7 protein-coding genes are annotated in these 14,194 nt (G+C 72.6%); 1 reads left to right on the forward strand and 6 read right to left on the reverse strand.

Going from position 1 to position 14,194, the window contains the following annotated elements; genetic code table 11:
* Nucleotides 1-119 precede the first annotated feature (119 nt).
* The 5 genes from HC362_RS12410 to HC362_RS12430 all read right to left on the reverse strand — a co-directional run bounded on the left by HC362_RS12410 (nt 120) and on the right by HC362_RS12430 (nt 11,236).
* Nucleotides 120-1,739, reverse strand: coding sequence for a succinic semialdehyde dehydrogenase (locus tag HC362_RS12410; protein WP_243084016.1), 1,620 nt, complete (start codon nt 1,737-1,739; stop codon nt 120-122).
* Nucleotides 1,740-1,845: 106 nt separating this feature from the next.
* Nucleotides 1,846-3,507: a serine/threonine-protein kinase gene (locus HC362_RS12415; protein ID WP_243084017.1), complete on the reverse strand. Its 1,662-nt coding sequence runs from the start codon at nt 3,505-3,507 to the stop codon at nt 1,846-1,848.
* A 59-nt stretch (nt 3,508-3,566) separates the two neighbouring features.
* Nucleotides 3,567-6,617, reverse strand: a complete 3,051-nt coding sequence (locus HC362_RS12420) for a protein kinase (RefSeq protein WP_243084018.1) — start codon at nt 6,615-6,617, stop codon at nt 3,567-3,569.
* A gap of 305 nt (nt 6,618-6,922) precedes the next feature.
* Nucleotides 6,923-9,310: a serine/threonine-protein kinase gene (locus HC362_RS12425; protein WP_243084019.1), complete on the reverse strand. Its 2,388-nt coding sequence runs from the start codon at nt 9,308-9,310 to the stop codon at nt 6,923-6,925.
* Nucleotides 9,311-9,529: 219 nt separating this feature from the next.
* Entirely contained in the window at nt 9,530-11,236 is a 1,707-nt protein-coding gene (locus HC362_RS12430; RefSeq protein WP_243084020.1) for a glycerol-3-phosphate dehydrogenase/oxidase, read from the reverse strand.
* A gap of 288 nt (nt 11,237-11,524) precedes the next feature.
* Between HC362_RS12430 and HC362_RS12435 the strand changes: the two genes are divergently transcribed.
* The gene (locus tag HC362_RS12435; RefSeq protein ID WP_243084021.1) at nt 11,525-12,784 is read left to right on the forward strand and encodes a nucleotide sugar dehydrogenase; all 1,260 of its coding nucleotides are present in this window, start codon (nt 11,525-11,527) and stop codon (nt 12,782-12,784) included.
* Nucleotides 12,785-13,003: 219 nt separating this feature from the next.
* Here HC362_RS12435 and HC362_RS12440 read toward each other — a convergent pair whose 3' ends face one another.
* Nucleotides 13,004-14,119 carry a GuaB3 family IMP dehydrogenase-related protein gene (locus HC362_RS12440; protein WP_243084022.1) on the reverse strand — a complete coding sequence of 372 codons (1,116 nt, stop codon included), beginning with the start codon at nt 14,117-14,119 and terminating at the stop codon, nt 13,004-13,006.
* Between the last annotated feature and the right edge of the window lie 75 nt (nt 14,120-14,194).

Genomic DNA, 14,194 nt, shown 5'->3' on the forward strand with positions numbered 1-14,194 from the left:
TCCACGGTGACGGGAGCGCCCCAAGGGGCGCGGGGCTGGGTCTGATATGCGGCTCCGCCGCGTGGGCGCAACCAGCCACATACGGCCCACGCCCCGCGACAACGGCCAGGGGCACCCCCTCACCGGAAGCGGAGCACCTTCAGCGCCTTGAGGGAGCGGGACATGAACGCGGCGTACCCCTCATCGCTCATGCCCAGCGACGGAGCCATGGGCAGCACCCGCTGGTGCGCCACCGTCTGCGGCTCGGTGTACTTGAGAATGCCCTCGGAGCCGTGCCGGCGGCCGAGGCCCGAGTCGCCCATGCCGCCCATGGGGGCCTGGGCGCTGCCGTAAGCGGAGGCATACCCCTCGTTCACGTTGACGGTGCCGGTGCGCAGCCGGGCGGCGAGCTGCCGTGCCCGGCGGCCGTTGCCGCTCCAGACGCTGGAGTTGAGGCCGTAGGCGGTGGCGTTGGCCAGTTCGACGGCCTCGTCGACGTCGGAGAAGCGGTAGACGGAGACGACGGGCCCGAAGGTCTCCTCGCCGCAGACGGTCATCGCGGGCTCGACGCCCTCCAGCACGGTGGGCTCGTAGAACAGCGGGCCGATGTCGGGGCGCGCCCTGCCGCCCGTCAGTACGGTGGCGCCCTTGGCGACGGCGTCCTTCACATGCTGTTCGACGGTCTCCAGCTGCCGCTCGGAGACCAGGGAGCCCATGTCGGCGCCGTAGGCCAGCGAGGCGCCCAGCCGCATGGCGCGGGCGCGGGCCACGAAGCGCTCCAGGAAGGCGTCGGCGACGGACTCGTGGACGTACAGGCGCTCGATGGAGATGCACAGCTGCCCGGCGGAGGAGAAGGCGCCGCGCACCGCGCCCGCCGCGGCCTTGTCGAGGTCGGCGTCCTCCAGGACGAGCATCGCGTTCTTGCCGCCCAGCTCCAGTGAGCTGCCGACCAGGCGGGCGGCGGCGCGCTGGGCGACCTCCCGTCCGGTGCGGGTGGAGCCGGTGAAGGAGATGTAGTCGCCGCGGTCGGCGACCTCCGGCCCGATCACCGGCCCCTCGCCGAGTACGACCTGCCACACGTCGGCGGGCAGCCCGGCCTCGACCAGCAGTCGCCGTGCCCACAGGGCGGTCAGCGCGGTCTGGGTGTCGGGCTTCATCACCACGGCGTTGCCCGCGACGAAGGCGGGCAGCGCGTCGCCGACGGACAGCTCGAAGGGGTAGTTCCAGGGTGCGATCTGGCCGATGACGCCGCGCGGGTGGCGCAGTTCGGTGACCTTGGTCAGTACGGGTATCGCGCCGGTGTGCCGCTTGGGCCGCAGATATGCGGCGGCCCTGCGCCCGTAGTGCCGCGCCGCGACGGCGACCGCCTGCACCTCCTCGTGCGCGTGCAGCCGCGCCTTGCCGGTCTCCAGCTGGATGAGGTCCAGGACCTCCGACTGGCGGGACAGCACGAGATCGTGGAAGCGCAGCAGGACCGCGGCACGCTGCCGCACGGGGGTGGCGGCCCAGGCCCGCTGCGCCGCGCGGGCCCTCTCGAAGGCGGTGGCGACGTCCTCGGGGGTGGACTCGGGCAGCTCGGCCAGCACCTTTCCGGTGAGGGGTGAACGGCTGCTGGTCCTGCCGCTGCCCACCACGCCCTTGGCCAGCTCGGTGACGAGCGCCGGGGTGACGACGTCGGCCGCCGTCCGGGCCTCGGCGGGGGCGGGGGCGACCGGGTTGCTGTCCTTCGAGCCCGCGTGGGGAGCCTTCGAGTCCGTCATGCGAGTGAGCGTACGACTGCGGAAGCGGGCTCGTATACCCAGCGGTAACCCCTTTTCACGGAATCTGCCAGTGATTGCTGGCGGATTCCCCGCACGGGAGCCCGGCCTACAGATCGTTGATCTTGAGGGACTTCTTCGCCTCCTGGTAGACGGCCTCGCCGTCCTTCCGGGTCTTGCCCGCCGCGGGCATGTCCACATACAGCCGCCAGCGGACGCCGTCCTTGTTGACGTACACCAACTCGTGCCGGAACTTCTTCGGCTCCTTGTCCTCGCCGATGTCGGCGCGAGGACGGTAGCCGGTGGAGATCTCGGCCGCTTCCTTGCCCTGCTGCTTGGCCTCGGTGACCCGGGAGACCACCTCTTCCATCGTCTCCCGGTAGCCGTCCTCCTTGGCCCCCTCCTCGTAGTAGCCCTTCCAGGAGTTGGCCTCCAGCAGGGAGCTCTCCTTGATGTCCTTGCTGCTGCGGCTCAGCTTGAGGGAGATGACGTTCCCGGGGTCGATGAAGGTCACCTCGTCCTCGTTCGCGCTGCGCTTGTAGTCCTCCGGCACAGCGAGAGACGCCCGCACCCGCTTGTCCTCGTTCTTCGTCGTATAGCCCTCCGGCGCCCGGTCGGCGGTGTGGACGAAGAACAGCGCCAGCGCGGCCGCAGCGGCGACCACCGCGCCGCCCGTGCCGAACTGCCAGGGACGGCTGCTCCGCAGCCTGCCGCCGAAGCCGCGCAGCAGACGGGCGAGGCCGTTGCCGCCGCCCGGGCCCGGCACCGGCCGGGGCGACTGCTGCGGCGGACGGGCCACATCGGCGAGCGTCTGCCGGACCTCGGCAGCATCCGGGCGCAGCGCAGGCTCCTTGCTGAGCAGCCGGGTGAGCAGCATCCCGAAGGCACCCGAGCCGCTCAAGGCGCGCGCCGGACGCTGCGGTTCGGCCGAGAGCACCGCCTGGAGAGTGGCGGGAGAGTTGGAACGGCGGAACGGCGACACGCCCTCGACAGCCGCGTACAGCACGACGCCGAGCGACCACAGGTCCGACTCCGGTCCCGGCCGCTGGCCCAGCACCCGCTCGGGCGCCACGAACTCCGGCGAACCGACGAACGCGCCGGTCTCCGTGAGCCCCTGCTCGCCCTGGACCTTGGCGATGCCGAAGTCGGTGAGCACCACCCGGTCGTAGCGGCCCAGCATGACGTTGTCCGGCTTCACGTCACGGTGCAGCACGCCCTTCTCGTGCGCGGCGTCCAGCGCCCCGGCCACCGCGAGCCCGATCCTGGCGGCCTCACGCACATCGATGGTGCCCTCGGCGAGCACATCGGCCAGTGAGCGCCCCTGCACGAGTTCCATGACGATCCACGGCTGTTCGTCCTCCACCGCCACGTCATGGATGGTGACGACGGAGGGGTGGTCGATCCGCGCGGCCGTACGCGCCTCGCGCCGCATCCGCGTGTACATCGTCTCGCGCTCACGCTCGGACAGATGGTCGGGCAGCCGTGGCTCCTTGACCGCCACATCCCGGTCCACCACCTCGTCGTGCGCCCGCCACACGGTGCCCATACCGCCGTGCCCCAGCCGTGCCATGAGGCGGTAGCGGCCGCCGATCAGCCGTCCGGTGCCCGGGTCCCCGCCGGGGGCGGCGGCCGGGGGCGCGATCTCGGTCGGCTCGTACGAACGAGGGGAGGAGAGCCGCGCTCCGGGCAGCCCCGCCGGGTCCGGCTGACGTGGCGGCTGCAGTCCATAGCTGGTCGTCGACTCGTCCAACCGGTCCCCCTCGTTGCTCATGGCCCCAACCCTTACGCACTGAGCAGCGCGGTTTCCAGTGAGTTCACACAGCTGTGACGTCAGCGCGCCCGGGTCACACGGTAGGTGTCGGCGACGGCCTCGAAGTGCCGGTCGATCTCCGCCTTGTGGCTCTTGGAGCCGAGGACGAGCAGCACGTGGTAGCGCCCGTCCAGGATCATCGCCCGGTTGCGCGCGTACACCTGGCGCCCGCCGTCCTCGCGCCAGCTGAAGGTGCCCTCGGCCATCGCCGTGTCCCCCACGTCGATACGGCGCAGCCCGCCGGTGCTCGCCCAGTCGGAGGCACGGTAGGCGGACAGCTCCGGCTCGTCCTCGCTCTGGTAGGCCATCGGGTCCTCACCGAACTTGGCCGTGCGGTCCCGGCCCTTGACGACGACCATCTCGACCTCGCCGCCGTTGAAGCGCACCTGGCCGCGTGCGTTGGCCGAGCGGCGGTCCCACTCCTTCGGCACGGCGATCCGGAACCCGGCGGGGTCGCGGGCGATCCGGTAGCCCTTGGGAGCCTCGGGGCCCTGGTCGTTCCGGGCGCCGCTCCCGTCGTTCCCGTCGTCTCCGCCGTCGGAGTCGCTGTCGCTCTTGCCGCCGGACTTGTCGTCGGACTTGTCGTCCGACTTTCCGCCCGACGCGCTGTCGGACCTGCCGCCGGTCTCGCCCTCGCCCGTCCGCTCGGACCCCGGCCGGGACCTGTGCTCCTCCGGCACCGCGACCGAACCCTTCTGGGCGCCCTTCCCTCCGTCGTTGTCCGGCAGGAACAGGGCGACGAACGCCACCGCCGCCGCCATCCCGAGCAGTATCAGCGCCAGCACCAGCAGGCCCAGCCGCCGCGGACCGCCGCTCCGCTCCGGGCTGCGGTGCCGCCGCACCGGCTCCGGCGCGTGCTCGGCCGGGGGCTGCTCCCGCTCACGGCGGGGCGGCTGGTCGACGGCGGCCGCCCGCCGGGCCCTTCGGCGCCTGCGCACCAGTTCGCCGCGCCGCCGCAGGATCGGCAGCCGGCGCGGATCGGCCGGGCCGCCCGCGTCCAGGGTGAGCGGCGCCGTGACGGTACGCAGCCCGACGTCCGGCTCCGGAGCCGAACGGATGATCGAACGCAGCCAGCCCCGCAGCTCCTCGAAGTCAGGCCGCTCGGTGGGGTCCTGACGCATCAGCGACTCGACCACCGGGCGCAGCGGCCCGCAGTCCTCGGCGAACGCGGGCGGCTCGGCGCACACCATCTGCACCAGTTCTGCCGCGCTGTCCTCGGGGTAGGGGGCGTGCCCCTGCACCGCGCGGAAGAGCAGGACGCCCAGCGCCCACAGGTCGGCGGCCGGGCCGACGGGCGGGGCCAGCCGCCAGTTCTCGTACACCGGTCCGGCCTGCTCCGGCGCCCAGCGTTCGGTGACCGGGCCGACCACCGTCATCCGGGCGTGCCGTGCGCGCTCCGCCGCCAGCGCCGTGGCCGGGCCACGGTAGCGGCCGGGCGACGCCTCGAGGCCGCCCCAGGGTCCGCCGTCCGGCTCGACGGGCGGTTCGCCTGGCAGTTGGCCAGTGGGCTCGCCTGTTGCCTCGATGCCGGTCCCGGTGCCGTACGACGTGCCGGGCTCCTCGGCGAGCTCCTCGGCGTACGCGCTGTCGGGCTGCCGGTGGTGTGACGGGGGTGACGGTGGGGTGCCGTAGGGGCCGGTCGCGTGCGGGCCGTAGATGTCGCCGCGCTCGACCTCGCGTACGCCGCCGTCGGTCAGCGCGTCGGGCAGCACCTCGTCCTCGTCGGACGGCAGCCACCGCACGTCGTCGTCGAGGGCGTGGGTGGGACCGCGCCGGGCCTCGGTGTCCTGCCCGGCCGTGCTGCCGCCGGCCCCCGTCGACCACCAGTCGGTGACGGGCGGCCGCCGCGCGCTCCCGTCCGCTTCCGCGCCGTCGCTGCCGTCCCCGGCGCGCCGCCCGGCGTCCCGGGAGTCGGCCGCCGCGCGCTGGGCGCCCTCACGGTAAGCGGCGATGGCGCCGCGCCGCGCCGCCCGCGCGGAGAGGTCCTCCGAGGGCTCGTCCCGCCCTCGGAAGCCCTGCCCGCGCGGTCCGCGTACGTCCTCCTCGGGGTCGATGCCCTCGAAGCCGAAGATGCCCCGGGGGCGCTCCACATCCCCGTACCGGCTCTCCGTGCCGCCGTACCGGCTGCCGCCCCCGCCGTGCCCCTCGTCCCGCTGGTGCCGCCGGTCCCGCTGTGGGGGATACGAGTCGCCTTCGCGTGCCGTGAAGCCTTCGGGCAGCCGGTGCCCGGTCCAGGTCGCGGGCGCCGGATGGTCCTGCTGTGGCTGTTCGGGCGACGGTTTCGGTGTCGGCGTCCCTGACGGCCGGGGTGCCGGGACGGGTGCCGGACCGCCCGCGGCTCCGGGGCCGTCCTGGTCGGCGGCCCCGTGGCCCGCCTCGGCTCCAGTCGCGGAGCCGTCGAGCGGGGGCGGGGGCAGCGGGTCGTAGCCGCACAGCGCCTCCTCGGCGGCCCCGACCGCCAGCCCGGTCAGCACGGCGTGCCCGTCCTCGCAGATGAGGACGGTACGGGCGGTCACATTGCGGTGGGTCCAGCCGTGCGCGTGCACGATGCGGAGCGCGGCGAGCAGATCGGCGGCGATCTCGGCGGCGCGGTGCGCGCCCAGTGGCCGCTCCGCCAGCAGGCTGGCGAGGGGGCGGGCGGGGACCAGTTCGCTCACTATCCACAGCCCGTCGTCCTCCACGAAGACGTCGAAGACCTGGTCGAGCCGTGGATGGTCGGGCAACTGCGCCGCGGCGACGGCCGCCTCCATCGCTCTGCGCACGGCGGGGTCGGCGGGCCCACGGTTCATGCGCCCGGATGCGCCGCGCGGCCCTCCGCCCGCGCCCCGTGCGGGGGCTGCGTGGCCGTAGCCGTTGCCGTAACCGGGGCCGTAGCCGTCGTCGGCTGCCTCGGCCCCGATCACCTCCGCTTCGACGACCTCGGGCAGCGGCACCTGCCGGACGAAGACCTCCTGTCCGCTGGCCACGTCCAACGCCAGTGACTCGACCAGTTCGTACGCGTCGGCAGGCGGCAGGGGCAGGCGGTAGCGATCGGCCAGCAGTCGGCCCGCGTACTCCGCGTTCTCCTCCACGACGCCCTCCCCACCGCGCACGAGACCGCCAATACCGTGCTCTTCACATCCCCTTGCGGATAGCCACGGTCCGCGTCCCTCACGATACGTCCGGGAACGGGCTACGTCACCGCGCCTCGGCCGCCCGGTGCCGCCTGCCGACGCACGCGTACGGCACGCTCGTCCGGTCCGTGCACCGAGGGGCGCGGGCCTGATCCGTGTGCGCCGGGGGCGTGCCCGGCGGATGCATCACGCACCGACGCCGTTGCCGACGCCGACAACGACACACCACTACCGGCGTCGAACCCGCCGACGCCGAAGGTCTGTCAGGCGCGCGGCCGGAACGTCTTGAACGCGGTCTTCCGGAGGGTCACGCACGCCTTGTCCTGCCAGGCGTCGGCCCGGCAGGTGATGAGTACGGCGTAACCGTTCTTGCCGTCGACCTTGAAGCCCCGGTTGACGACACGGACCTTCTTGCCGTTCTCCTTGCGCACGAAGTGCCAGTCGGCGACGGTCGGATAGCCGCGCCATTCGACCTTCTTGATGCCCAGCGACTTGTACCCGGGGCTGGAGCGCTTGACGGCGGACTCCAACTGGTGCCAGGCGGCGGCCGCGTCGGGGCCGGGGCTGCTGGTGTGGTCGATCTGGATACGCGGATAACCGCCGCCGGGCGCCGCGTACTTGCGTCCGGAGTTCTTGCCCGCTATTCCGGCGCGCTTCCACCCCTCGGGCAGCGCGACGGAGAAGTGGAACCGGCCGTCGGAGACCTTGGCATAGCCGTCCGGCAGCGCGGAGTCGCCCTTGGCGTCGCCCGGCTTCCCGTCGTCGGCCTTGTCCGCCGCCTCTCCGTCCCCGTCCTGGCCGGACTTGCCGTCCGACTGGCCTGCCGTGCCGGCCTCCTCGGCCTCCCGGTCACCGCCCTGCCCCTCGGCGCTGGTCCCGGTCCCGCCCGAGCCGCCCTTGGACGAGTCACCGCCCTCGCCGCCGAGGTTCACCACGATCAGGACGATGACGAGGATCACGGCGAGCAGAGCCGCTGCCGCGATGGCCAGCGTCCGCCGCGAGAGGCCCTTGCGCAGCTCGGGCAGCTCCCGCAGGTCGCGCAGCGAGGTGATCGCGCCGCTGCCGCCGCTCTCGGGGGGCAGCGCCCGGCCGCCACTGCCGGTGCCCGGCAGCGGGCCGCCGCCGGAGCCACCGGCGTCGGGGCCGCCGGTGCCGGAACCGGACCCGGGCGTCGTCCCGCCGCCGCTGGGGGCGCCGCTGCCCGGTGCCACGCCGCTGTCGGCCGCCGTTCCGCTGCTCGTACGGGCGCCCTGGCCGCTGCCGTACCCGCTCGCGCCGTCGCTCTTGCGGCCCGAGTGCCGGCCCGGCGAGGAAGCGGGCGGTCCTGCGGGGCTGGGCGGGCTCGCAGGCGCGGGCGGCACCGAGGAGGCACGCGCGGAGGAGGCGGCCCCGCCCGAGGAGCCGCCGCCGTGCCTGGGGCCGGAGCGTGCGGTGCCGGAGGCCGCGCCGCCTGAGCCCTCGCGTCGCCCGGTGGAGCCGGAACCCGGGCCCGTGCCGGAGCCGGTGCCCGTACGGCCCGGCGTACCGGCCGCGCCGGTACCCGCGGCGGCGCCACCGGCGCCCGCCGCGTTGCGCACGGACTTGAAGGCGCCGCGCAGCCGCTCGCCCGAACCGCTGCCCTCGGAGCGCCGCTTGCGCCTGCCGCCGGTGGTGCCTGAACTGTAGGCGGGGCCGCCGGCGCGGGAACCGCCGCTGCCCGAGGACGACGGGGCCGACGGGTCCGACGAAGACGAGGAGCCGGAGGGCGAGGAGGGCACCGGAGGCAGTATCGACGTGCGCTCCGCCGGACCGTCCGCCTCCCGGGCGGCCCGTCCCGACGGGCTCTTGTGGCCACCTGCGACCGGCTCCAGCAGCAGCCGGGCACCGTTGACGTCGAGGCGCTTCTCCGGGTCCTTGACCAGCAGTCCGGAGATGACCTCGCTCAGCTCGCCCGCGTGTTCGGGGTAGGGAACGGGCTCGGTCATCACGGCGGTCAGCGTCGAGATGGCGGAGCCCTTGTCGTAGGGGGGACGGCCCTCGACGGCGGCGAACAGCAGGCCGCCCAGCGACCACAGATCGGCCGGCGGCCCTGGCGGCTTGCCGCGCGCACGCTCGGGCGAGATGTAGGAAGGGGCGCCGACGAGCATGCCGGTGGAGGTGACCGACGGGTCGCCCTCGACCTTGGCGATGCCGAAGTCGGTGAGGACGACCCGGCCCGTACCGTCCTCCAGCAGCACGTTGGAGGGCTTCACATCGCGGTGCAGGATGCCCTCGCGGTGCGCGGCGCGGAGCACATCGAGGATGGCGAGGCCGACCTCGGCGGCGCGCTGCGGGTCCAGCGGGCCGTCGGTCTTGATCTTGTCGGCGAGCGAGCGGCCCTCGACCAGTTCCATGACGATCCACGGGCGGCTGTCCTCGTTGACGACATCGAAGACAGTGACCGCGCTGCCGCTGCGAATCCTGGCGATGGCCTTGGCTTCACGCAGGGTGCGGGTGATGAGCCGCTGCTTCTCCTCCTCGTCGACACTGGAGGGGAACCGAAGCTCCTTCACCGCGACACGCCGGCCCAGGACTTCGTCCTCGCCACGCCAGACGGTGCCCATACCGCCACGCCCGAGGACACCCCCGAGCCGATAGCGGCCGCCTACCAGCCGTCCCGCGTCCTCGCTCATGAATCCCCTTGTGTCCCCTCTGCGGTGAGAGCCCGCCCCCGGCAGAGCCTTCATTGTGAACCATCGCTCTGACAAGACGTGTACGGGGGCAGCACGGTTACACCACAGCGCCACCACTTCTCACCGGGGTTCACACGCCCAACAGCCCGTGCCCGGACGACCAGTCCAACGGGGGACCCACGGCCGGACCCCGACTGTGCGGGGTCCCACCTCAGGGGGCTACACCGGCACGATGTCGGGCGCTCCCAACCGGGCCGCGTCCGCCGTCTGGTCGTCGGGCTGCAACTGCGACTCCCGCTCGGCCTCGACCCGCTTCTCGTAGTGCTCGACCTCCCGGTCCATCTGATCCGAGTCCCAGCCCAGCACCGGCGCCATCAGTTCGGCACACTCGCGCGCGCTGCGTACGCCCCGGTCGAACGTCTCGATGGAGATGCGTGTCCGACGGGTGAGGACGTCGTCCAGATGACGGGCGCCCTCGTGCGTACAGGCGTAGACGACCTCGGCCTTGAGGTAGTCGTCGGCCGCGGGCAGCGGCTCGCCCAGCTTGGGGTCCTTCTCGACCAGATCCAGCACCTCTTCGGTCATCGAGCCGTAGCGGCCCAGCAGATGCTCGACCCGCGCCACGTGCAGCCCGGCGCGCTGAGCGAGCCGGGCGCGGCCGTTCCACAGCGCGTGGTAGCCCTCGGCCCCGGCGAGCCGCACCTCCTCGGTGACGCAGTCGGCGACCCGGTGGTCGAGCGCGTGCACCGCCTCGTCCACCGCGTCCTTGGCCATCACCCGGTACGTCGTGTACTTGCCGCCCGCGATGACGACCAGGCCCGGCACCGGGTGGGCGACCGTGTGCTCGCGCGACAGCTTGCTCGTCGCCTCCGACTCGCCCGCCAGCAGCGGCCGCAGCCCCGCGTAGACGCCCTCCACGTCGTCCCGCGTCAGCGGCACGGCCAGCACCGAGTTGACGTGGTCGAGCAGATAGTCGATGTCGGCGCTGGAGGCGGCCGGATGCGCCTTGTCCAGGTCCCAGTCGGTGTCCGTGGTGCCGATGATCCAGTGCCGTCCCCACGGGATGACGAACAGCACGCTCTTCTCCGTGCGGAGGATCAGCCCTGTCGTGGAGTTGATGCGGTCCTTCGGCACCACCAGGTGGATGCCCTTGGAGGCTCGTACGTGGAACTGGCCGCGCTCCGCGATCAGCCCCTGGGTGTCGTCCGTCCACACGCCCGTCGCGTTGACGACCTGACGAGCCCGCACCTCGAACTCGCCGCCCTGCTCCAGGTCCTCGATGCGCGCCCCGACGACCCGTTCACCCTCCCGCAGGAAGCCGACCACCCGCGCGCGGTTGGCCGCGAGCGCCCCGTACTCCGCCGCCGTGCGCACCAGCGTGGCGACGAACCGCGCGTCGTCCACCTGTGCGTCGTAGTACTGCAGCGCGCCCACGAGTGCGTCCTTCCGCAACGCGGGTGCCACCTGGAGCGCGTGACGCCGGGACAGGTGACGGTGCCTCGGCAGCCCGCGGCCGTGCCCGGAGGAGACCGACATGACGTCGTACATCGCCACGCCCGTGCCCGCGTACAGCCGCTCCCAGGCGCGGTGCTGCAGCGGGTAGAGAAACGGCACCGGCTTGACCAGGTGCGGCGCCAGCCGCTCCAGCAGCAGTCCGCGCTCCTTGAGTGCTTCGCGCACCAGTGCGAAGTCCAGCATCTCCAGATAGCGCAGACCGCCGTGGATGAGCTTGCTGGAGCGACTGGAGGTGCCCGAGGCCCAGTCGCGCGCCTCGACGATGCCGGTGGACAGACCGCGGGTGACCGCGTCCAGCGCTGTGCCCGCGCCGACGATGCCGCCGCCGACCACCAGCACGTCCAGTTCGGTCTCGGCCATCCTCGCCAGTGCGTTCGCGCGCTGATCCGGTCCCAGTGCCGCTGTCCTCACTGCTGCCTCCCAGGGTGCTCGGCTGGTGCTCGCGGTTTCTCGCTTTGCTCGCTCTTGCTCGCTGGTGCTCGCTGTCAGGTTGTCGCCGTCAGATCTCGGACACCGCCCACGTGGTCCCCCTGTCGATGGTCCCCCATTCCCGCGACTTTGGCTGACCGTCGGCCCTGCTGAGCGCGCAATCCGACTTATCTGTCATATGGGCTCTTAACCTTAATGCGCGCCGCTCGCCACTCCCGGTGCTGCCCGGGGACGGAACCGGGACGATAAGGGGAAGGGAAGACCGCTGTCATGCCCGCAGATCTCGCCGTGCTGGGACTCGCCCATTCGGGGCTGCCGCTCGCCCAGGCAGCGACGGCGAACGGAATCAGCACCCTCGGGTACGACCCCGACCACGGGACCGTCGCCGACATCGGCGCGGGCCGCCCACCGGGTGACGCGCCGCTGACCGCCGCCGAGGTGCGGCGGATGCTCGCCAAGGGGTTCAGCGCCAGCAGCGACCCGGCCGTCCTCGGCCGGGTGCGTACCGCCGTGATCTGCGCGCCCACCTCGCTCGGTCCCAACCGCACCCCCGATATGAGCGCTGTGCGCACCGCCGCGCGTACCCTCGCCGCCCGGCTGCGGCCGCGCACCACCGTGATCGTCGAATCCAGCGTCTACCCCGGCTGCACCGAGGACGTCGTACGGCCGCTCCTGGAAGAGGGCTCCGGGCTGCGCGCCGGGCAGGACTTCCACCTCGCCTACTCCCCCACCCGGGTCGACCCCGGCAACCGCGCCTACGGTTACGCCGCCATCCCCAAGGTGATCGGCGGCCTCACCCCCGCCTGCACGGAGGCGGCCGCCGCGTTCTACGGGCGGCTCACCAAGGTCGTACGGGCCCGGGGGCCGCGGGAGGCCGAGACGACCAAGCTGCTGGAGACCAACTACCGGCACATCAATATCGCGCTGATGAACGAGATGGCGGTCTTCTGCCACGACCTGGGCATCGACCTGTGGGACGTGGTGCGGTGCGCCGAGACGAAGCCCTTCGGCTTCCAGTCCTTCCGGCCGGGGCCGGGCGTGGGCGGACCGGGTGTCCCCGTCGACCCCAACTACCTCTCCTACCACAGCCGTTCGCTGGGCTATCCGCTCCGCATGGTGGAGCTCGCGCAGGAAGTCAACGAGCGGATGCCGCGCTATGTTTCACAGCGCGCGGCCGTGCTGCTCAATGAGCACGGCAAGTCCGCGCGCGGGGCGCGGATTCTCTTGTTGGGGGTCACCTACAAGCCCGACCTCGCCAGTCAGGAGGGGGCGCCGGCCCGTGAGGTCGCCGGGCGCCTCAAGGAGCTGGGCGCGCAGTTGAGCTACCACGATCCTTATGTGCCGCAGTGGCGTGTCGCGGGGCAGCCTGTGCCCCGCGCGGACTCCCTCTATGAAGCCGCCGCAGCGGCTGACCTCACTCTGCTGTTGCAGAACCATCGGGTGTACGACCTGCAGGGGCTTGCGGCGAAGGCGCAGTTGCTGCTCGACACCCGTGGAGCCAGCCCCTCCGGGTCGGCCCACCGCCTATGAGGGCTCCGCCCTCTGGGCCACCTCCCTTGGCGCCCCCTCCCTGCGGGGTGCCCCTGGTTGTGGACGCACGCCCCGTTTCTGTCCCGGCTTACGCCGACAGGTCGTGTCGGGGGGCTCCGCCCCCCAACGCCCGTCCGGCGAGACCCGGGGGTTTGGGGGCGGAGCCCCCATGAACGGGAGGGGGCCCAAGAATGGGCCCTCAGCCAATGGGGACGGGGATCAACGGGAGCGAGCGATGGTTACCTCTACGCGTTGGAACTCCTTCAAATCGGAGTACCCCGTGGTGGCCATCGCCCGCCGCAGCGCCCCGAAGAAGTTCATCGACCCATCAGGGGTGTGGGAGGGCCCCAGGAGGACCTCCTCCATGGTGCCGACCGCGCCGAGGTCGACCACCCTGCCCCGCGGCACATCGAGATGCACGGCTTCCATGCCCCAGTGGTGCCCCCTCCCGGGAGCGTCACTGGCCCGCGCGAGGGGCGAGCCCATCATCACGGCGTCGGCGCCGCAGGCGATCGCCTTGGGGAGGTCGCCGGACCAGCCCACGCCACCGTCGGCGATGACATGGACGTACCGGCCGCCGGACTCGTCCATGTAGTCCCGCCGCGCCGCGGCGACATCCGCGACGGCGGTCGCCATCGGCACCTGGATGCCCAGCACGTTCCGCGTCGTGTGGGCGGCACCCCCACCGAAGCCGACCAGCACCCCGGCCGCGCCGGTCCGCATCAGGTGCAGCGCGGCGGTGTACGTGGCGCAGCCGCCCACGATGACCGGCACGTCCAGCTCGTAGATGAACTGCTTGAGGTTCAGCGGCTCGGCCGCGCTGGAGACGTGCTCGGCAGAGACCGTCGTGCCGCGGATCACGAACAGATCCACGCCCGCGTCCACCACGGCCTTGGAGAACTGCGCCGTACGTTGCGGCGACAGCGCAGCGGCCGTCACCACGCCGGAGTCGCGGACCTCCTTGATGCGCTGGCCGATCAGCTCTTCCTTGATCGGCTCGGCGTAGATCTCCTGCATCCGGCGGTTGGCGGTGGCCTCGTCGAGTTCGGCGATCTCGGCCAGCAGCGGCTCGGGGTCCTCGTAGCGGGTCCACAGGCCCTCGAGGTTGAGGACACCGAGGCCGCCGAGCTCTCCGATGCGGATGGCGGCGGCGGGCGAGACGACCGAGTCCATGGGGGCTGCGAGGAACGGCAGCTCGAAGCGGTAGGCGTCGATCTGCCAGGCGATCGAGACCTCCTTCGGGTCACGGGTGCGCCTGCTGGGCACCACGGCGATGTCGTCGAAGGCGTACGCCTGCCGCCCGCGCTTACCGCGCCCGATCTCGATCTCAGTCACGTCTACTGCCTCTCACTCTGGTGTGCCGCGACCAGTATCGCCGACACGCCGCACCCGGCGACGGGCGAGGGCCGC

This window comes from Streptomyces sp. 891-h, from assembly GCF_022760275.1.
Lineage (GTDB): Bacteria > Actinomycetota > Actinomycetes > Streptomycetales > Streptomycetaceae > Streptomyces > Streptomyces spirodelae.

What these genes read in the sequence shown, in the direction of transcription:
- HC362_RS12415 (WP_243084017.1), bottom strand. Translation starts at nt 3,507, where the DNA reads ATGAGCAACGAGGGGGACCGGTTGGACGAGTCGACGACCAGCTATGGA.
- HC362_RS12425 (WP_243084019.1), bottom strand. Translation starts at nt 9,310, where the DNA reads ATGAGCGAGGACGCGGGACGGCTGGTAGGCGGCCGCTATCGGCTCGGG.
- HC362_RS12435 (WP_243084021.1), top strand. Translation starts at nt 11,525, where the DNA reads ATGCCCGCAGATCTCGCCGTGCTGGGACTCGCCCATTCGGGGCTGCCG.
- HC362_RS12410 (WP_243084016.1), bottom strand. Translation starts at nt 1,739, where the DNA reads ATGACGGACTCGAAGGCTCCCCACGCGGGCTCGAAGGACAGCAACCCG.